Raw genomic sequence first — 17,559 nt, 5'->3', positions numbered from 1 at the left:
GGAGCGAGCGAAGGCCTTTTTTCCTTGCGCCTGGGCCTTCATGCACTTCAGTCCGTCGGGAGGGATCGGCAGGTAGTGAAGGCCCTTTTTTCCCTACTCTCAGGGTAGGGAAAAAAGGGCCTTCACGGAGCATTGGGCATGGCGAGGGGCCCGTCGCCGGGTGGCTGGCGGGCTCCTCGGGGTTCAGACGTGATGCAGGGTGTTGCGACGAGGTTGTCGGAGCGGATCTCGGTATTGGGGTGGGATGAATTCCGGTAAGCCGTCGGCGGCCATGCGGACTTGCCAGTCGCCGTGGTGGATCAGGCGGTGATGGAACCCGCAGAGCAGCACCAGATTCCGAAGATCGGTAGGGCCGCCGTCTGCCCAGTGGTGAATGTGGTGAGCGTGGCAATTCTTCGGCTTCCGGTGGCAGCCGGGGAACGCGCAGCCGCCGTCTCGGATGTTCAGTGCCCGGCGTTGACCTGGGGTGACGAAGCGTCTGAGTCGTCCGACGTCGAGGGGTTCTCCGGCGGCGCTCAACACGACCGGCAGCATCAGACAGTCACAGGCAGCCAGCCGGGCTTCCCGGGCGGTCATCGTCCCGACGAAATCCAAGCACGCGGTCCCGAGACCGGACTTCAACTCCTCAAGGCCGATGGTGACGTTCACCAACGTCCGATACCCGCTGGTGCCGGGCTGGTCGGGGCAGGCGATCGCCAGGTCGAGGAGGTCGACCCACGCATCACCCATGCGTTCGCATTTCATCCGCAGGTCCGCCTGGCCGAATTCGTCGACGGGTCGTGGCTGGGCGTAGGCCTCCAGCGCGGCAGCCGTGCGGGCTCCGGTCTCGTCATCCAGGAGACCGGTGAGCTTCCAGAACCCGTCCTTCCGGCGCTCCAGGGTGATCTCCCGACGCGGCTCCTTCGGTTCCGGGTCTTTCGGCTCCTTGCCGTCCGGGTCCAGCAACGCCAAAAGTTTCGCCTCGGCCTTGGCCAGCTGCCGGGGACCGGCACTCGGGGTGAGGTCCGCGAGAATCTTCTCCGCGTTCGCCCGATCCTCCGCCGAGATCTCGGCCGGAAGCCTCTTCAAGATCTCCAGGATCTGATCGATCCGCTCATCACCGACCAACCCCTCGGCCGCAACCGCAGCGGTCGTGGGCAGCGCGGCCGGAACCTCAGTGCCATCCAACGCACGGGACGGGTTCAACGCGATGGCCCGCTTCACCACCGCACCCGCCTCACCAACCGACAACCCCGCCACATCCGCGAACCATGCAGCCGTACGGCCATACCCGTACAAATCCTTGACACCCCGAGACTCGACCTCCGCCAAATACCGCCCCAAACCCGCGGTAGCCATCCGAATCACCCGCAAAGACTGCTGCACGCCATGAGCAAGCTCCAGCTTGCCAGCACGCCACAACTCCTGCGGCATCTCGGGAAGGAAGGTCTCGGACACACCCCCAGAATACCGCAATCAACCGAACACGTGTTCGTAATTTTGGGTAACTATTAATTGGCGCATTTACCACTGGCGGGTGATTTGAGTGCGAAACGACGACTACGCCAAACAACTAGGCGCTATCCGGTAACTCACGTTCGCGGGCTTCGCGCCCAGATTGGCCCCTGACGGCCTGGGTGAACCCGGTACGAGGCCGCCCGCACTGTCAGGGACCACCTGGATCACGAAGCCCATCGAACAGATTCACAGGAACACGGGCCAGCGGGGTGATCGAGCCCGAATGGGCAGCCACACCCCGGGAGACCACTGCGGGATGCGGACAGTTTTACCGTCAACGCCAACGCCTTCCAGGCCCCAGACTGACCTCTCCGTGCCAAGAGAGGGGACCGTCATGACCGAGGAAGTCCGGAACCGGCCGGTGGAGATGCCGGGCAGGCTCAAGATCGTCCGCGCTTTCCTTTGGGTGCAGGCGGTCCTCAACGTCCTCGCGAGCGCGCTCGTGACCGCCCTCGCGATCAACGAGCTCGAGCACGGCAACGAGGAGGCAGGCCTCGCGCTGGCGCTGGCGCTCCTCGGTTTCGTGGTCGCGGTCGTGCTGATCGCTTGCGCGATAAGGATTTCCCGTGGTTCGCCGTGGGTGCGGCCGACGGTCGTCGTCGTGGAAGGACTGGTCGTGGTCATGGGGCTGGTCAGCCTGGTCAACGGCGGGGCGATCACCCAGCTGATCGGGATGGGCATCGCCGTCGGCGTCATCGTCGTCCTCAACAAACCCGAGGAAAGCGCCTGGTTCAGGCGCTGACGAGGTCGATCCGGTAGCGCACTTCGGAAAGCGGGACGTCCTCGCCGGGCATGGTGTCGGTCTTGGTCGCCCCGTCCGGCGCCCAGCCCCCGGCCACGTAGAAACGCTGGGCACGCTTGTTGGTGTCGAGCACCCAGAGTGTCGCCTGGCGGTGTCCCGAGTCCCGCAGCTCGGCGACGGCGGTGTCGAGCAGCTGCCTGCCCAGTCCCGTGCCCCAGCGGCCGGGTTCGAGGTAGATGGCACGCAGTTCGCCGCGGATCCGGTCGACGGCGGTGAAACCGAGGAGCGATCCGTCTTCGACCAGGACCAGGATGTCGCCCTGGTTGGCGGGATCGGCGAGGGTCCGCTGCCAGCGAGCCGCCCTGCCCTCGACGGAAAGATCGCGTAGGTAGAGCTCGGGCAGCAGGCCCTGATACGCCGCCTGCCACGACCGCACGTTCACTTCGGCGATCGGCCAGGCGTCCTCGACGGTCGCGGGGCGGATCGTGGCCATCGTCAGCCGTTCTCTTTGCGGACGGCGAGACCGGTCACGATGGCGAGCACGAGCACCATCGACAGCGCGATCCCCCAGCCGGCGCCGGTCACGCTCGAACTGCTCGGCATCGCGTAGAAAAGCATGCACACCATGACGATGCCGCCTCCGGCCACGCCGCCGAGGAACGCGATCCCGAACGCCGCCGGCCGCAGGAACACGCCGAGCAGCGTCCCGGCGAGGAGCGTCACCGAGACCACGAGGTAGACCGCGCCCTCGTCGGCCCGGGTCCCCGAGTAGCCGAAGAGTTCGATCGCCTGCACCACGAGACCGAGTGCGCCGCAAGTCCCGGAAGCGAGAGCCGTAACGGCGAGCGCGCCCCGTGGCTTCCCCAGCCCGAGCCGGAAACTCCGGTCACGCCGCACCGACACCAGCGCGCAGACGGCCGCGGCGACCAGGCAGCCGTCGGCGAGGACGAGAAGGACCGGGCCGGACGGGATCGCCGAGAGCAGCGTCAGCCCGCACAGCGCCCCCGGCCCCGCCATCCGGCGCGTCTTTGGCAGGAACATCGCGATCCCCGCCCCGATCGCGAAGAGGACGAGCGGCACGACGGTCCAGCCGCCGTCTTCGAAGAAATCCTCCACGCTGCTGCTGAGCGGGAACGCGATGACCACCAGATACACCGCGGCCGCGAAGGCGAGCAGTCCGGCGGCGACGGCGAACGGGTCTGGCCTCGGTCGCGCGGGCACGGCCGGTTCAGGCTTCGGAAGTACGGGTGGATCAGGGTTCCTGGAAGGCTCCGGGGTCGGCGCGGGCGTATGCACCGGCCGCGGTTCGGGCGCGGGTTCCCGGACGACCTGCCCCTCGACCCGCACCACCACGTCACCGGTCGGCCCGGTCACCGTGACCCGCGCCTCGAACGCCCCGAGTTCTGTCTGCTCCAACAGGATCTCGGCCCCGTCGTCGTCCTCGGTCACCCGCAGCCAGGTGTGCGAAGACGCGAACCGGCATGCCCGCGCGATCGGCGGGCCCTCCAGCCGGATACGCGCCACCGGCCGCGATCCCCGGACGACCTCACCGAACCGGACCACTTCGGGCTCGGCTCGCACACGCGCGTCCCGCCGCGCCAGGTCGGCGGCCTCGGCGATATGCCGGATGTCGGTCTGCGCCATCGTGGTGAGCACTTCGTGCGCGCCGATGGCGACGGAGAGATTCTCGCTCGTGAGCCGCCGCTGGAGTTCCGTCACCGCGCCGAGGCGGGTGAACATGTTCTGGTCCTCGCTCGCCGCGCGCAGATCGGCGGGGACCGGCGACGGTTTGATCCGGCGGCGCCTGCTCCTGGCCAGGTACAGCTCGCCCTGCATCTCGATGTCGCGGCTGGGTGTCTGGTTCGGGTTCCGCTCCCGGACGCTGTCGAACAGGTAGTCGTACAGTTCGCCGAGCGCCACCCAGCCGTCCTCGTCGCGGTCCGCTTCGCCGGTCCGTAGCCCGTCGACCAGGGCCGAGGTGAACACCGACGGGCGGGCGTGGTCGTCGGCGAGCTGGTCACCTTCGAAGGCGTACTCGATGGAGTTCGACGCGGTGATCACCGCACGGCCGCGGCCGCCGAACCCGCCGACCGGGAACGCGTCGAGCACGTTGGCCTCACCGGTGGCGCGCACGGCGACCCCCTGACCGAAAGCGCCGCCGTAGCAGCAATCCAGCAGGAGGACGATGCTCCGGGACCGGCTCATCCGCATGCAGCGCTGGACGAAATCGGCGGGGACGGCACTCGACGCGAGCCGCTCCGGCCGGGTGTTGCGGGCGGCGAAGAACAGCTCACCCGACTCGCTTTTCAAGCCATGGCAAGAGAAATGCACCAGCAGGACGTCGTCCGGCGCGCTGTCGGCGAACAGGTCCTCGACCCGGCCCGCGATCACGTGCGCGGTCTCGTCGCGCACCACCTGGACGTCGAATTCGCTGATGGCGCGGTCGGCGAGGACTTCGGCGAGCGCTTCGGCGTCGGCGGCCGGGGACCGCAGCGCGCTCAGCCCCGGATTGTCGTACTCCCCGTTGGCGATGATCAAGGCACGCCGCTCGCCGGTCATGGCGAATGCCTGCTCACGAAGAGGTCGACGAGCTTGTCCTGATCGGTGAGCGTCGCTTCGGACAGTTCCAGCACGTCGCCGTCGATCTCCAGCCGCACCGTGCGCTTCACCCGTCCGCCGCGCGAAAGCCAGTCCCGCACGGCCGCGACGACCGAACGCAACCCCTCGGCCGACTGCCCCAGCGTGACCAGCAGCCCGCCCACCGTCGCGACGTCGAACCCCCGCGAACCGGGCGGCGCCGGGCCTGCCGTCAGCGCCCTCACGTCGGCGATCCCGCGTTCGACCAGCGCTTCTCGAAGGTACCCGGCGAGCTGGTCGACCCGTTCCGCGTCGGCCCCGTCCTCCCCGAGCCGGACCCGCACCGTTGCTGTCATCCCCGGCCTCCCTCGCCCGTACGGAACGAGGAAAGCCCCTTTGCCCGTCCGGCGGCAAGGTCCGAACGGGCAGAGCTGTTCACGTCAGCTTTTTTCCAGGTACTCCACGCGATCTTCGTCGACGACGTCGGCGATCATGTGCGCCAGTCCCAAGTAATTACCCAAGGCCGGGTCCTTTTCGACGATTTCCAACGCGCGGGCCCTCGCCTCGGCGATCACGTCCTCGTCGCGCAGCAGCGACAACAGTTTCAGGGTCGACTTCTTCCCCGACTGCGCGGCGCCGAGGATGTCGCCCTCTCGGCGCAGTTCCAGGTCCATTCTGGACAGTTCGAAACCGTCCGTCGTGGACTCGACGGCGGCCAGGCGCTCGCGGGTGGTCGTCCCGTCCAGGGCTTCGGTGACCAGCAGGCACAGCCCCGGCACACTGCCCCGGCCGACCCGCCCGCGCAGCTGGTGCAGCTGGCTGATGCCGAACCGGTCGGCGTCCATGATCACCATCGCGGTCGCGTTCGGCACGTTCACGCCGACCTCGATCACGGTGGTGGCGACGAGCACGTCCAGTTCGCCTCTGGAGAACGCCTGCATCACGGCGTCCTTGTCGTCGGCGGGCATCCGGCCGTGCAGGACGCCGATCTTCAGCCCCTTCAACTGCCCTTCGGCCAGCTCGGGCGCCACGTCGAGGACCGCGAGCGCGGGCCGCTTGTCTCCCTTGTCCGACGCCGGTTCGTCGCCGATACGCGGGCAGACGATGTACGCCTGGTGGCCCTTGCCGCATTCCTCGCGGACCCGCTGCCACGCCCTGTCCAGCCAGGCGGGCCGCTCCGCGACCGGCACCACCGAAGTCTTGATCGGCGACCGGCCGACCGGCATCTCGCGCAGCGCGGAGATCTCCAGATCGCCGTAGACGGTCATCGCGACCGTGCGCGGGATGGGCGTCGCCGTCATGACGAGCACGTGCGGGCTGGTCTCGTCGGAGCCGCGGGAACGCAGCGCGTCCCGTTGCTCCACCCCGAAGCGGTGCTGTTCGTCGACCACGGCCAGGCCGAGATCCGCGAACGACACCGTGTCCTGGATGAGCGCGTGCGTGCCGACGACGATCCCGGCCTCGCCGCTGACCGTCTCCAGCAACGCCTTCTTGCGTTCCTTGGCGCCCATCGACCCGGTCAGCAGGGTCACGCGCGTCGCGTTCTCCGCGCCGCCGAGCTCGCCGGCCTGCCCGAGGTCGCCGAGCATTTCGCGCAACGACCGGGCGTGCTGCGCGGCGAGGACCTCCGTCGGCGCGAGCATCGCCGCCTGCCGTCCGGAATCGACGACCTGCAGCATGGCGCGCAGCGCGACCACGGTCTTGCCGGAACCGACCTCGCCCTGCAGCAGCCGGTTCATCGGATGCTCGGTGGCCACATCCCGCGCGATCTCCTCGCCGATCTCCTGCTGCCCCGACGTCAACGCGAACGGGAGCCGCTTGTCGAAGGCGTCGAGGATGCCGCCCTCGGTGTGCGGACAGGCTTTCGCGGGCCGCGAGACCAGGGAATGCCGTCGCTGCGCGAAAATCAGCTGCACGGCCATGGCCTCGTCCCATTTGAGCCGGTCGCGCGCGGAGTTCAGCGCCTGCCAGCTCGACGGACGGTGGATGCCGCGCAGCGCGCTTTCCAGGCTGGGCAGGCCGTACCGGGCCAGCAGCTCGATCGGCATCGGGTCCTCGTCGACCTCCAGCACGTCCAGCACCTGCCGGACGGCCTTCGCGATCACCCAGGTCGGGATCCCCTGCGCCGCCGGGTACACCGGGATGATCTCGGCGAGGAAGTCGTCCATCGCCTCGGGTGCGCGATCGGCGTCGAACAGCTCGTACTCGGGGTTCGCCAGCTGCAGAACGTCACGGAAGGCGGTGACCTTGCCCGCGAAGAGCCCGTTCTTGCCTGGCACGAGTTCCTTCTCGCGCCAGGCCTGGTTGAAGAAGGTGCACTGCAGACGGCGTTTGCCGTCGGTGATCACCATTTCGAGCAGGGTGCCGCTGCGCGCCTTCATCCGGCGCTTGTTCACGCGCTCGATGCGCGCCATCACGGTGGCGTGCTCGCCGAGTTCGAGCCCGGCGATGTCGGTGAGCTGGCCGCGCTCGGCGTACCGGCGCGGGTAGTGCCGCAGGAGGTCGCTGACCGTCTCGATCTTGAGGCCCTTGGCGAGCGCCTTCGCCGTCGCCGCGCCGACGACCAGCTTGAGGTCCGCGCGCAGGTTGGTCATGCGGTCACTCCACCCCCATCAGCAGCACGGCGTCGGTTTGGCCGCCCGCGTAACTCGTCACTTCGACCTCGGGATGCTCCCGGCACAGCTGATCGGCCAGCTCTCCGGGCAGCCGGACCGGCGCGTCCGGCCCCGTCAGCACGGTGACCAGCTCGCCGCCGAGGGCCAGCATCCGGTTCAGCACGCCGACCGCCGCCGCGACCAGGCTCGTCTCCGAGGCGGGCGCGGGCTCGATCAGCACGACCTCGCCGTCGACGAGACCGACGACGTCACCGGCCTGCGCCCGGCCCACCCAGGTTAGCGACTCCTCCCGCGCGATCCTCAGTTCGCCACGCCTGGTGGCGGCGGCCGCTTCGGCCATCGCGACCACGTCGTCGTTGGTGCGGCGGTCCTGGTCGTGGACGGCCAGCGCGGCGAGCACCTGGACGGGTGACACACACGGGATGACGACGACGTCGCGGTCCGCGGCCATCGCATGACCCGCGGCCGCGTCGGCCGCCGCGGTGAGCTCCTGGCCGCCGGGAAGGACGGTGACGTGATGCCCGGCGGCCTCGTTGATCAGGCCCAGCATCTCCTCGACCGTCGGCTGGACGCCGTGCGGGACCGAAAGCACCGCGACCCCCTCCGCGCGGAGGAGTTCGGCCAGCGGCCCGCCGTGGACCACCGCGACCACCGAACGGTCGATCCCGCCGCCGACCTCGACCGGGGTGGGCGTGATCAGCGGCTCGACCCGCACCCGGCGGGGGCGGCCGAGTTCGATCCCGGCCTCCAGCGCCGCGCCGATGTCCGCGCAGTGGACGTGGACGGCATACGCGCCGGCGCCGTCCCCGGCGACCGTGACGCTGTCGCCGAGGCCGCTGAGGGTCTTGCGAAGGCCGGGAAGGCTGGTTTCGTCGACGCCGTCCAGGAGGTACATGACCTCCCAGGCCGTCGGCGCGTCGATCGTCGCGTGATGGTGATGCGCCTCGAGCGGGTGCTCCGGCTCCGTGAGTCCGCCGGAGATCACGCCGGAAAGAGCGTCGAGGACCGCGACCAGCCCGCGGGCACCCGCGTCGACCACGCCGGCCACCGCCAGAACCGGCAGCTGTTTCGGCGTCTCTTCGAGGGCTTCAGCGGCGACGGCGGCCGCCGCGGTGGCCACCTCTTCGAGTGACCCGGTCGCCTCACGGACGGCGGCGGCGACGGTGTGGAGGACGGTGAGGATCGTCCCCGCCACCGGGCGGCTCACCGCTCCCGTGGCGGCCCGGTCCGCGCACCCGAGCGCCTCCGCGAGCCCGGGCCCGTCGATTTCCCTGGCGGCCGCCGCCTCGGCGATCCCGCGCACGACCTGCGACATGATCACGCCCGAGTTGCCCTTGGCCGCCGCGACCGCGCCCTTGGCGAACACCGACAGCGCCTCGGCGGCCGTCGCGGGCTCGGCCTCCGCCAGCGCGTCACGGGCCGCGGTCATGGTGAACAGCAGGTTGGAGCCGGTGTCGGAGTCGGCGACCGGGTAGACGTTGATGCCGTCGATGGCCGGCCGGAGCACCGCCAAGCTGTGCACACAGGCCGCCGACCAGGCCGACACCGCCGCCACGTCCAGCACCCGCACCCCGTAACCTCCTAGCTGTTCCAGCGAGGGTATCGACCCGGTGCCGGAGGGCTCTGAGCCACTGGTTACTATGGTCGAGTTGCCCAGCATGCTGGGCGCATCATTCTTTGTCCCAGATCCAGAGGAGTTCGACGTGGCTGCCGTGTGCGACGTCTGTGGCAAGGGACCGGGCTTTGGCAAGTCGGTCTCGCACTCCCACCGGCGTACCAACCGCCGGTGGAACCCGAACATCCAGACCGTTCACGCCAAGATCGGTCTTTCCCAGCGCAAGCGCCTGAACGCCTGCACCTCGTGCATCAAGGCGGGCAAGGTCGTTCGCGGCTGAGCCGGGTTTTTGGGGAATGGCGGGTGCTCTTCGGAGCACCCGCCATTTTTTGTGCGCGGGTCGGCTCGCGGGGCGCGGGGCGGGAGGTTGCGAAAGCCACTTTCGCAACGTTGAAGGTTGCGAAAGTGGCTTTCGCAACGTGGCCCGCCCGGCGACGTTACTCCTGGGACCCGAGTAGCCAGTGAGATACCTGAGGTTTCGCCGGAGTCCGTGAAGGCCTCCTTGAGGGACTCTGGGTCCCTCAAGGAGGCCTTCACGGACTTTTGGGCGGCGCCCAGTACATGAAGGCCCCCTTACTTGCGCCTAGGTACAGGAAGGGGGCCTTCACGCGCAACACAAGAAGGTCAGGGGAGCTTCCAGTCCACGGGGCCGGCGCCCTGCTGCTCAAGCAGCTGGTTCGCCCGGCTGAAGGGCCGCGAGCCGAAGAAGCCGGCGTGCGCCGAAAGCGGGCTCGGGTGCGCCGACTCGATGCACGGCACCTTTCCCAGCATCGGCTTCAGGTTCCGCGCGTTGCGGCCCCACAGGATCGCCACCATCGGTTCGTCCCGCGCGGCGAGGGCCTTGATGGCCTGCTCGGTGACCGCTTCCCAGCCCTTGCCCTGGTGCGAGTTCGACTTCCCGGGCTGCACGGTCAACGACCTGTTGAGCAGCAGCACACCCTTCTCGGCCCACGGCGTCAGGTCGCCGTTCGACGGCAGCGGGTGCCCGAGGTCCTCGCAGTACTCCTTGTAGATGTTGATCAGGCTCTTCGGGATCGGCCGGACGTCCGGCGCCACCGAAAAGCTCAGCCCGACGGCGTGCCCTGGCGTCGGGTACGGGTCCTGGCCGACGATCAGCACCCGCACGTCGTGGAACGGCTGCTGGAACGCCCGCAGCACGTGTTCACCCGCCGGGAGATAGGTCCGGCCGGCGGCGATCTCCGCGCGGAGGAACTCCCCCATCGCGGCGACCTGCGGCGCCACCGGTTCGAGGGCCTGCGCCCAGCCTGCTTCGACGATGTCCTGCAGCGGTCGTGCGGTCACGGCGTGCGAGCTTACTCACGTCCGTCGAGTCGCCGGAGTTCGACCCGGAACCTCGCCGCCCGCTCGACATAGCCGTCGACGACGAGCTTGATCATGTCCGGGCCGAACGACGTGTTCGGCCGAGTCTTGGCCGGGACGCCCAGCGCGATGTGTCCACTGTCCACATAGGACCCGTAAGAGAGAACCGCGCCCGCGCCGACCATCCCGCCGTCCTCGACGACGGTTCCGTTCAGGACCACCGACCCCGAAGCGATCAGGCAGCCCTCGCCGATCCGCGCGCCTTCGATGTGCACCGAATGCCCGACGGCGGACGACTTCCCGATGATCGTCGGCTCCTTGCGGGTGCAGTGCAGCACGCAGCCGTCCTGCACGTTGGACCGCTCGCCGATCTCGATGTAACCGTGGTCGCCGCGCAGCACGGTCTGCGGCCACACCGACGCGAACGCCGCGATCCGGACGTCGCCGATCACCGTCGCGTCGGGATGGACGTAGGCGTCCGGGTGGATCGACGGTTCGAGGTCGCCCAGCGCGTAGATCGGCATACGTTCTCCTAGACCAGCGGCTTGCCGAAGCAGATGCTCTCCGGTTCGTCCTTGTAGTACCCGAAACCCGGGATTTCCCGGTACCCCGCCGACAAGTACAGCGCGATGGCTTCCGGCTGCCTGTCCCCGGTCTCCAGCACCATACGCAGCCGTCCGGCCTCGGCGGCCGTCCGTTCCAGATCGGCGAGGATCGCCCTGGCGAACCCGCGGCCTCGCGCCGAAGCCATCACGAACACGCGTTTCATCTCGGCATCGCCCGGCAGCAAGGGGTCCGGGCCGTCGTGCGCGCGCCAGGCACCGCACGCGACCGGGACGTCGTCGAGGTAGGCGGCCATGAACAGCCCCCTCGGCGGGGCGAACTGCGCCGCGTCCATCGGTGTCTCGTCTTCGCTGCCGTACCGGGCGGCCAGCTCGAGCTGCGCTTCGGCCAGCAGCTTCACCGCGTCGGGGTGATCGTAGGCCAGCACACGAAGGTCCATGAGCGCGAGATTAGCGAGAAGACTTGCCATTCCCCAAAGTAGATTGCGGCCATGTCGATCGAGACGTCCCTGCGCCAGGCGCGCAATTCCGCCGCGTTCTGGGCCGCGACCGGCCGGTCCCGCGGCCACGAGGTGATCCGCCGTCGCGGCTTTCTCGCCGTCGCCGGTGACGAACGCGCGGGGCTGCGCGTCCTGATCCAGGAGCCCGATCTCACCGACGGCGAGCTGGCGGAAATCACCGAGCTCGCCGCACGGGCGACCGGGCCGGTGGAGGCCGAGGATCCCTTCAGCGTCACCGATCTCAACCATCTCGGGGACCTGCGCAGCTGGCAGATGCCCGTCATGCTTCGCCCACCCGCCCCGGTCGGCGAACCCGCGATGGAGGTGGTCCGGGTCCGCGGAGAGGCGGAGCTGCGGGCCGCCGAACGCGCGGTGATCGACGGGTTCGAACTCGCGCGGTTCCGGCCGGGTGAGATGTTCCCCACGGCCCTCCTCGACCAGCCGGGCGTCGACGTGTTCGTCGCACGGCTCGACGGCGAGGTCGCCGGGGCGTGCGTGACCGTCGTCGACAACGGCTTCGGCAGCCACTACTGGGTCGGCACGCCGGCCGCTTTCCGCTCGCGCGGCGTGGGGCGAGCCGTGATGCTCGGCTCCCTCGCCCCGCTGGCGGGGCTGCCCGTCACCCTCACCGCGTCCCGGCTGGGCAGACCGCTGTACGAATCCCTCGGTTTCACCGTCGCCGCGCCCTCGACCTGGTGGGCCTCACGTTCCTAGCGCCAGTGCTGCCAGCCGCTGTCGTGCCCGTATCGCTTCCCGTCCACCGTCACCCCCGAATCCGGCATGGTGACGACGCCGATCTCGGTCCAGCCCTCCGGCAACTCGACGAAGGAGGGGAAGGTGGCCGCGAACGCGTGGTCCTCGCCGCCGGTGAGGACCCATTTCAGCGGGTCGGCGCCGAGCGCGGTGCCGACCTCGGTCAACCTGCTCGACACGTCGAGGTCCGCCGTCCGCACGTCGATCCCGACGCCGGAGGCCTCGGCGATGTGGCCGAGGTCGGACAGGAGCCCGTCGGACACGTCGATCATCGACGTCGCGCCGCCGTCGGCCGCGCGGATACCCGCCTCGTAGTCCGGCTCGGGGCAGCGCTGCGCGTTGACCACGCTGACCGGGGAACGGAACCCCCGCCCGAGCACCGCGAGCCCGGCGGCCGCCCAGCCGAGCCGTCCGCAGACCGCGACGACGTCGCCCGGACGCGCGCCGGACCGCGTCACCGGTTCCCGGCCGCCGAGGTCGCCGAGGGCGGTGACACTGATCACGATCTGGTCGGCGCGCACCATGTCGCCGCCGACGATCCCGATCCCCGCGCGGTCGGCTTCGAACCACATGCCCTGGGTGAGTTCGGTGACGAGCGACGTCGGTGTGTCCGAGGGGCACGCGAAACCCATGAGGACGGACGTCGGGCGCGCGCCCATGGCGGCGATGTCGGTGAGGTTGACCGCGACCGCCTTGCGCCCCACCTGCTCGGCGCTGGACCAGTCGAGCCGGAAGTGCACGCCCTGCACGAGGACGTCGGTGGACGCCACCGTCCGCCCGTCCGGGGAGGCCACGACGGCCGCGTCGTCCCCCGGTCCGAGCAGTGTCGTCTCCGGCTGTTTCCGGCCGGCGGTCACCGCCTCGATCAACCGGAATTCACCGGTCCCGGCGACCGTGCCGTCGTTCGGTGACACCCGTCACCTCCACTTTCCCTTGTCCGGACAAATATCGATCACCGATAGTCGGAAGCCCTAGGTTTTTCCCGGGGCTGGCGATACGTTGCTACAACGTTCCTACCTTGAGCCGACTTTTACGAAGGGGCGCGCCGTGGTCCACGCATACATCCTCATCCAGACCGAGGTCGGCAAAGCCGCCGCGGTCGCCGCGGAGATCTCCACCATCTCCGGTGTCACCAGTTCGGAGGATGTCACCGGCCCGTACGACGTCATCGTCAAGGCCGCGGCCGACACCGTCGATCAGCTGGGCCAGCTCGTGGTCGCCAAGGTGCAGAACGTGGAAGGCATCACGCGGACGCTGACCTGCCCGGTCGTGCACCTCTGAGTGCCTGTCGGCGGAGCTGAGGACGCACTCCGAAAGTGCCCATACGCGTGAAACCGCCCTGGCCGAAGGCCCCGCTATCGCGGTGGCAGGACGCCGTCTCCGCATCGGCGACGTGAACGATCGGGCAGCGTCCTGCCGACGTCGATCGCGGACGCGGGTTCACCACCGAAATTCCGAGGTGGTGTAGTTGTCCGGTGGCTGACACGGACACCGGCGCACCGCCGAAACCCCTGCTGATCGCGGCCGCCTGCCTGGCGATCCTGCTCGTCGCGGGTGTGGCCGTCTTCGGGCTGACCCGCGGCGCGGAATCCGGCGCCCCGGCCGCCGACGGTCCGCTCCCGCTCGTCCCGGTCCCGGCACCGCAGTCGGGGTCACCCGAATGCGCGAAACTCGTCGGCGCGCTCCCGCACGAGCTCGCCTCGTCCGGGAACACGCTGGTCCGGCGCACGCTGGCCGATCCCGCCCCCGAGGCGACGATCGGCTGGGGCACCGGCGACCCGGTGGTCCTGCGGTGCGGTCTCGGCAAGCCGCCGGAACTCACGCGGACCTCGCAGCTGCGGACGATCAACGGCGTCCAGTGGCTGCAGGTCGAGGGTGAGGGCACCGCGACGTGGTTCGTGGTGGACCGTCCCGTCTACACGGCGCTCACCGTGCCGGACACCGCGGGGACCGGGCCACTGCAGACCGTTTCCGAGGTCATCGCCGCCACTCTCCCCGCGGTGCCGCTGCGCTTTTGATCAAGGCAGCAGAAGACTCTTCCCGGTGTATCGCCGCGCTTCGATGTCCGCGTGCGCGGCGGACGCTTCCGCCAGCGGGTACGTCCGGCCGATGATCGGCGTCAGCCTCCCGTCGGCCGCCTGCCGCAGCACTTCCCGCACGCGGAACGCGTTGTCGGGCCAGAACCCGACCAGCTGCGCCATGTCCACAACGGACAGCCGGGCACGGTCGGTGTCGTCGATCACGGTCTCCGCGCCGCTGGACATGCCGTAGCCGGAGAAGCGGCCGCCGTTCCTCAGCAACGCCAGCGAAGCGGCGCCGAGTTCGCCGCCGACGCCGTCGAAGACCACGTCCAGACGGGGGCCGCCGGTGCGGGCGAGGACCTCTCCCGTCCAGTCCGCCGCCGAGTAGTCGACCGGCTCGGCCCCCAGTTTCCGTGCGATAGCCGCCTTTTCGTCACCGCGGACCGCCGCGAAGACGGTCGCGCCCGCCGCGCGGGCGAGCTGCACCAGAACGCTGCCGAGCCCGCCGACGCCCGGCGCCACCAGGATCCGCTCCCCGGCCGCGACCGGGGTCTTCTCCAGCAACGCCAGCGCGGTACTGCCGTCGTCGAACAGGGCCACCGCGTGCCGGGGATCCAGCCCGTCCGGAATGGGGAACGTGTCGTCCGGCCGCGCGACGACCGTGTCCGCGTATCCCCCGCCGTACCCACCGGGCGCGCGGCTGAGGACGTGGCGGCCCAGCCAGGTTTCGTCGACTCCGGCACCCACCGCGTCGACGGTGCCCGCGACCGATCCACCCGGCACGTACGGCGGCTCGACCGCGAACAAGTCGGGACCGTCACCTCGCCGGATGAGGGCGTCGAGCCAGCCGACCCCGGCCGCCGTCACCGCGACGCGGAGCTCACCCTCCGCCGGTTCGGGGGTCGGCACCTCGACCTGCTCCAGCACTCCGGGATCGCCGAACCGGGACACTCTGATCTCACGCATGAGCGCAAGCTATGACCTCCAGTTCGCTGGAGGTCAAGCGAGCACGGCGATCAGCGGTTCGAGCGCGGAGTGCAACGCCTCGCGCGAACAGCCCGCGTACCCGATGAGGTTCCCGAACACCGTCGGCGTCCCGGCGAAATGCCGGGCGAGCCCGTCGAGCCGGATCCCGGCGCGTTCCGCCGCCGCCATCCGCGCCGCCTCGGCGGCGGCCGATCCGTACGGGACGACCAGATGCGCGCCCGCGTCGTCGCCGAGCACCGGGATCCCCGCCGACGTCAGCGCGGCCGAAACCAGGGACCGGCGCTCGGACAGTTCGCGCCGGAGCTTCCGCAGATGCCGTCCCAGATCGCCGTGCCGCGCCAGTTCGGCGAGCACCCGCTGCCCGGCGGGCGAAGGACGCGTGCCGGTCGCTTCGCGGTACTCCAGTACCGAGGCCGCGACCTGGGACGGCGCGACCATCCAGCCCGCGCCCAGCGCCGGCGTGAGGATCTTGCTCGTGGTCCCGAGATGCGCGACGACGTCGGGCGCGAGCGCGGCCAGCAGCGGCAGCGGCGCGACGTCGAACCGCAGCTCTCCGTCGTAGTCGTCCTCGATCACCAGCATGCCGTTGGCGCGGGCGAGTTCGACCAGCTCGACGCGGCGGGACGCGCTCATCCGGCTGCCGAGCGGGTACTGGTGCGCGGGCGAGCAGTACACCGCGCGCACGTCGGCGGGGACGGCGTCCGGGCGCAGGCCTTCTTCGTCGACCGGGACGGGCACGACCTCCATCCCCGCCCGCCGAAAGGCCTGCACCGCGCGCTGGTAACCCGGCTCCTCGATCGCGACCCGGTCACCGCGCGAAAGCATCGCGCCCGCGAGTTCGATCACCGCGGCCGTCGTCCCGCCGGTCGCGAGCACCGTCCCGGCCGCGAGGCCGCGGTGCCGCAGCAGATGCTCGGACACGGCGTCGCGGTACGCGGGCAGACCGGCCCTGTCCTCGCGAGAGGTCGGGCGCGGGTCGGCGGCGGCCCGCCACGCGCGGCGCCAGGCGGCTTTCTCGATGCCGTCGGCCCACGGGACGCCCGGGGTGAGGTCGACCAGCGTGGGCGGCTTGGCGGGGGTGCCCGGCGCGGGTCCTTTCGACGGCCTGTCCGCGGGCGGCGTGGTGGTGACGTACGTGCCGGAGCCGTGACGGCCGGCGATCCAGCCCTCCGCGTGAAGCTGTTCGTACGCCGCCGACGTCACCGTGCGGCTCACGCCGAGACGGCTCGCGAGCGCCCTCGTCGAGGGCAACCTGTCGCCGCCGCGCAGATGTCCGTCGCCCGCGGCCGCGCGCAACGCGTCGGCCAGCTGGACCGCGAGCGGGACGAGCGAATCGCGGTCGAGGCTGACCGGCAGAGCGGTGTCGGACATGGTGTGCTCCGCAACTTTCCCGAAGTGGCCTTCTCAAGTATAGGAGAATTGGACATTATTACAGGCCACTCTCCTGGGTGAGGCTACTCGCATGTCCACGCCGCTCTCCCCTACCGACCGGACCACCCTCGGCCGCAAGAAGAACCGCGCCCTCACCGACCGCTCGGCGCTGTACTCGGTGCTCGACGAAGGCCTGATCTGCCATCTCGGCGTCGTGCGCGACGGCGTCCCGCTGGTCATCCCGACCGGCTACGGGCGCGACGGCAACACGCTCTACCTGCACGGATCGACCGGTGCGAAGAGTATGCGCGACTCCGACGGCGTCGAGGTCTGTGTCACGGTGACGCTGCTCGACGGCATCGTCTACGCGCGATCGGTCAACAACCACTCGATGAACTACCGCAGCGCGGTGATCCTGGGCAGGGCGGCCGCGGTCACCGACGCGGACCGGAAGATGCACGGCCTCCGCGTGCTGACCGACCATCTCGCGCCCGGTTCGTGGGAGCACGCGAGGGACGTCAACGCGAAGGAGTTCGCGTCCGTTTCGGTGCTGGAACTGGACCTCACCGAGGCTTCGGTGAAGATGCGCGGCGAGGGTCCCGACGATCCCGAGGACGAGGTCGCGGCCGATCTCTCGTGGGCGGGGGTGCTGCCGGTGCGGACCGTGTTCGGGGAACCGGAGCCGTCGGCCGATCTCGTCAGTGACTGGACGGTGCCGGACCACGTGAAGCGGCGGGTCGGGTAGCGGATCTCATGAGCCCGTGCGCCGTGCGGTTCCTGGCCGGCTGGGTTGCGAAAGCCACTTTCGCAACGTTGAAGGTTGCGAAAGTGGCTTTCGCAACGTCGGCCCCAAGCCGTTGCGCATGAAGGGACTCGCGACCGATCACCACTCGCGAGGTCCAGCAACGGCGATCACACGTGATTGGACGGACGACACGTGTGATCCGGCGGACGACACGTGTGACTGGATGGACGACACGACCGCGGCTGGGTTCCGC

General features: G+C 69.8%; 18 protein-coding genes. 6 read left to right on the top strand and 12 right to left on the bottom strand.

Features of this window, described 5'->3' with window-relative positions:
* Positions 1-183: 183 nt before the first annotated feature.
* Positions 184-1,437 (bottom strand): DUF222 domain-containing protein, encoded by a 1,254-nt coding sequence (locus tag ACLJQ7_RS20875; protein ID WP_410649887.1) that lies wholly within the window; start codon positions 1,435-1,437, stop codon positions 184-186.
* A 394-nt stretch (positions 1,438-1,831) separates the two neighbouring features.
* On the opposite strand from ACLJQ7_RS20875, the gene ACLJQ7_RS20870 reads away from it, so the two are divergent.
* On the top strand, positions 1,832-2,239 hold the full coding sequence (locus ACLJQ7_RS20870; protein WP_410649886.1) for a hypothetical protein: 408 nt from the start codon (positions 1,832-1,834) through the stop codon (positions 2,237-2,239).
* On the opposite strand, the gene ACLJQ7_RS20865 is transcribed toward ACLJQ7_RS20870, so the two are convergent.
* The 5 genes from ACLJQ7_RS20865 to ACLJQ7_RS20845 all read right to left on the bottom strand — a co-directional run bounded on the left by ACLJQ7_RS20865 (position 2,229) and on the right by ACLJQ7_RS20845 (position 9,001).
* On the bottom strand, positions 2,229-2,732 hold the full coding sequence (locus ACLJQ7_RS20865) for a GNAT family N-acetyltransferase (RefSeq protein ID WP_410649885.1): 504 nt from the start codon (positions 2,730-2,732) through the stop codon (positions 2,229-2,231). The two genes, ACLJQ7_RS20870 and ACLJQ7_RS20865, sit on opposite strands and share 11 nt — an antisense overlap.
* A 2-nt stretch (positions 2,733-2,734) precedes the next feature.
* Positions 2,735-4,798 (bottom strand): caspase, EACC1-associated type, encoded by a 2,064-nt coding sequence (locus ACLJQ7_RS20860; protein ID WP_410649884.1) that lies wholly within the window; start codon positions 4,796-4,798, stop codon positions 2,735-2,737.
* Positions 4,795-5,172, bottom strand: coding sequence for a hypothetical protein (locus ACLJQ7_RS20855; RefSeq protein ID WP_410649883.1), 378 nt, complete (start codon positions 5,170-5,172; stop codon positions 4,795-4,797). The genes ACLJQ7_RS20860 and ACLJQ7_RS20855 overlap by 4 nt, the downstream gene beginning before the upstream one ends.
* Before the next feature lie 84 nt (positions 5,173-5,256).
* A complete protein-coding gene (recG, locus tag ACLJQ7_RS20850) occupies positions 5,257-7,410 on the bottom strand; it encodes an ATP-dependent DNA helicase RecG (RefSeq protein WP_410649882.1) in 2,154 nt (717 codons plus the stop codon).
* A gap of 4 nt (positions 7,411-7,414) precedes the next feature.
* A complete protein-coding gene (locus ACLJQ7_RS20845) occupies positions 7,415-9,001 on the bottom strand; it encodes a DAK2 domain-containing protein (RefSeq protein ID WP_410649881.1) in 1,587 nt (528 codons plus the stop codon).
* A gap of 133 nt (positions 9,002-9,134) precedes the next feature.
* Here ACLJQ7_RS20845 and rpmB point away from each other — a divergent pair, with 133 nt between their 5' ends.
* The gene (rpmB, locus tag ACLJQ7_RS20840) at positions 9,135-9,326 is read left to right on the top strand and encodes a 50S ribosomal protein L28 (RefSeq protein WP_007031450.1); all 192 of its coding nucleotides are present in this window, start codon (positions 9,135-9,137) and stop codon (positions 9,324-9,326) included.
* Positions 9,327-9,670: 344 nt separating this feature from the next.
* Here the strand turns inward: rpmB and ACLJQ7_RS20835 are convergent, their stop codons facing one another.
* Genes ACLJQ7_RS20835 through ACLJQ7_RS20825 form a run of 3 tightly spaced genes read right to left on the bottom strand, consistent with a single transcriptional unit; the run spans position 9,671 to position 11,369 of the window.
* On the bottom strand, positions 9,671-10,348 hold the full coding sequence (locus ACLJQ7_RS20835; RefSeq protein ID WP_410649880.1) for a uracil-DNA glycosylase: 678 nt from the start codon (positions 10,346-10,348) through the stop codon (positions 9,671-9,673).
* Between the two features lie 11 nt (positions 10,349-10,359).
* Positions 10,360-10,890: a gamma carbonic anhydrase family protein gene (locus tag ACLJQ7_RS20830; protein ID WP_037342086.1), complete on the bottom strand. Its 531-nt coding sequence runs from the start codon at positions 10,888-10,890 to the stop codon at positions 10,360-10,362.
* An 8-nt stretch (positions 10,891-10,898) separates the two neighbouring features.
* Positions 10,899-11,369, bottom strand: coding sequence for a GNAT family N-acetyltransferase (locus tag ACLJQ7_RS20825; RefSeq protein WP_410649879.1), 471 nt, complete (start codon positions 11,367-11,369; stop codon positions 10,899-10,901).
* A 51-nt stretch (positions 11,370-11,420) separates the two neighbouring features.
* Here ACLJQ7_RS20825 and ACLJQ7_RS20820 point away from each other — a divergent pair, with 51 nt between their 5' ends.
* Positions 11,421-12,143: a GNAT family N-acetyltransferase gene (locus tag ACLJQ7_RS20820; protein WP_410649878.1), complete on the top strand. Its 723-nt coding sequence runs from the start codon at positions 11,421-11,423 to the stop codon at positions 12,141-12,143.
* Here the strand turns inward: ACLJQ7_RS20820 and ACLJQ7_RS20815 are convergent.
* Complete coding sequence (locus ACLJQ7_RS20815) at positions 12,140-13,096, bottom strand: thiamine-phosphate kinase (protein ID WP_410649877.1); 957 nt, start codon at positions 13,094-13,096, stop codon at positions 12,140-12,142. The two genes, ACLJQ7_RS20820 and ACLJQ7_RS20815, sit on opposite strands and share 4 nt — an antisense overlap.
* A gap of 133 nt (positions 13,097-13,229) precedes the next feature.
* On the opposite strand from ACLJQ7_RS20815, the gene ACLJQ7_RS20810 reads away from it, so the two are divergent.
* Positions 13,230-13,463, top strand: a complete 234-nt coding sequence (locus ACLJQ7_RS20810; protein WP_005160289.1) for an Lrp/AsnC ligand binding domain-containing protein — start codon at positions 13,230-13,232, stop codon at positions 13,461-13,463.
* 194 nt (positions 13,464-13,657) lie between these two features.
* Positions 13,658-14,200 carry a DUF3515 domain-containing protein gene (locus ACLJQ7_RS20805; RefSeq protein WP_410649876.1) on the top strand — a complete coding sequence of 181 codons (543 nt, stop codon included), beginning with the start codon at positions 13,658-13,660 and terminating at the stop codon, positions 14,198-14,200.
* Here the strand turns inward: ACLJQ7_RS20805 and ACLJQ7_RS20800 are convergent, their stop codons facing one another.
* Together ACLJQ7_RS20800 and ACLJQ7_RS20795 are read right to left on the bottom strand one after the other, a co-directional pair.
* Complete coding sequence (locus tag ACLJQ7_RS20800) at positions 14,201-15,169, bottom strand: zinc-binding dehydrogenase (RefSeq protein ID WP_410649875.1); 969 nt, start codon at positions 15,167-15,169, stop codon at positions 14,201-14,203.
* Between the two features lie 33 nt (positions 15,170-15,202).
* Positions 15,203-16,561, bottom strand: a complete 1,359-nt coding sequence (locus ACLJQ7_RS20795; protein WP_410649874.1) for a PLP-dependent aminotransferase family protein — start codon at positions 16,559-16,561, stop codon at positions 15,203-15,205.
* Between the two features lie 91 nt (positions 16,562-16,652).
* Here ACLJQ7_RS20795 and ACLJQ7_RS20790 point away from each other — a divergent pair, with 91 nt between their 5' ends.
* Positions 16,653-17,306 (top strand): pyridoxamine 5'-phosphate oxidase family protein, encoded by a 654-nt coding sequence (locus tag ACLJQ7_RS20790; protein WP_410649873.1) that lies wholly within the window; start codon positions 16,653-16,655, stop codon positions 17,304-17,306.
* Positions 17,307-17,559: the final 253 nt, after the last annotated feature.

The organism is Amycolatopsis sp. cmx-4-54 (assembly GCF_046548895.1).
Lineage (GTDB): Bacteria > Actinomycetota > Actinomycetes > Mycobacteriales > Pseudonocardiaceae > Amycolatopsis.
This window is presented reverse-complemented; position numbering and strand designations above follow the sequence as displayed.

What these genes read in the sequence shown, in the direction of transcription:
- ACLJQ7_RS20870 (WP_410649886.1), top strand. Translation starts at nt 1,832, where the DNA reads ATGACCGAGGAAGTCCGGAACCGGCCGGTGGAGATGCCGGGCAGGCTC.
- ACLJQ7_RS20865 (WP_410649885.1), bottom strand. Translation starts at nt 2,732, where the DNA reads ATGGCCACGATCCGCCCCGCGACCGTCGAGGACGCCTGGCCGATCGCC.
- ACLJQ7_RS20860 (WP_410649884.1), bottom strand. Translation starts at nt 4,798, where the DNA reads ATGACCGGCGAGCGGCGTGCCTTGATCATCGCCAACGGGGAGTACGAC.
- ACLJQ7_RS20855 (WP_410649883.1), bottom strand. Translation starts at nt 5,172, where the DNA reads ATGACAGCAACGGTGCGGGTCCGGCTCGGGGAGGACGGGGCCGACGCG.
- recG (WP_410649882.1), bottom strand. Translation starts at nt 7,410, where the DNA reads ATGACCAACCTGCGCGCGGACCTCAAGCTGGTCGTCGGCGCGGCGACG.
- ACLJQ7_RS20830 (WP_037342086.1), bottom strand. Translation starts at nt 10,890, where the DNA reads ATGCCGATCTACGCGCTGGGCGACCTCGAACCGTCGATCCACCCGGAC.
- ACLJQ7_RS20825 (WP_410649879.1), bottom strand. Translation starts at nt 11,369, where the DNA reads ATGGACCTTCGTGTGCTGGCCTACGATCACCCCGACGCGGTGAAGCTG.
- ACLJQ7_RS20820 (WP_410649878.1), top strand. Translation starts at nt 11,421, where the DNA reads ATGTCGATCGAGACGTCCCTGCGCCAGGCGCGCAATTCCGCCGCGTTC.
- ACLJQ7_RS20800 (WP_410649875.1), bottom strand. Translation starts at nt 15,169, where the DNA reads ATGCGTGAGATCAGAGTGTCCCGGTTCGGCGATCCCGGAGTGCTGGAG.
- ACLJQ7_RS20795 (WP_410649874.1), bottom strand. Translation starts at nt 16,561, where the DNA reads ATGTCCGACACCGCTCTGCCGGTCAGCCTCGACCGCGATTCGCTCGTC.
- ACLJQ7_RS20790 (WP_410649873.1), top strand. Translation starts at nt 16,653, where the DNA reads ATGTCCACGCCGCTCTCCCCTACCGACCGGACCACCCTCGGCCGCAAG.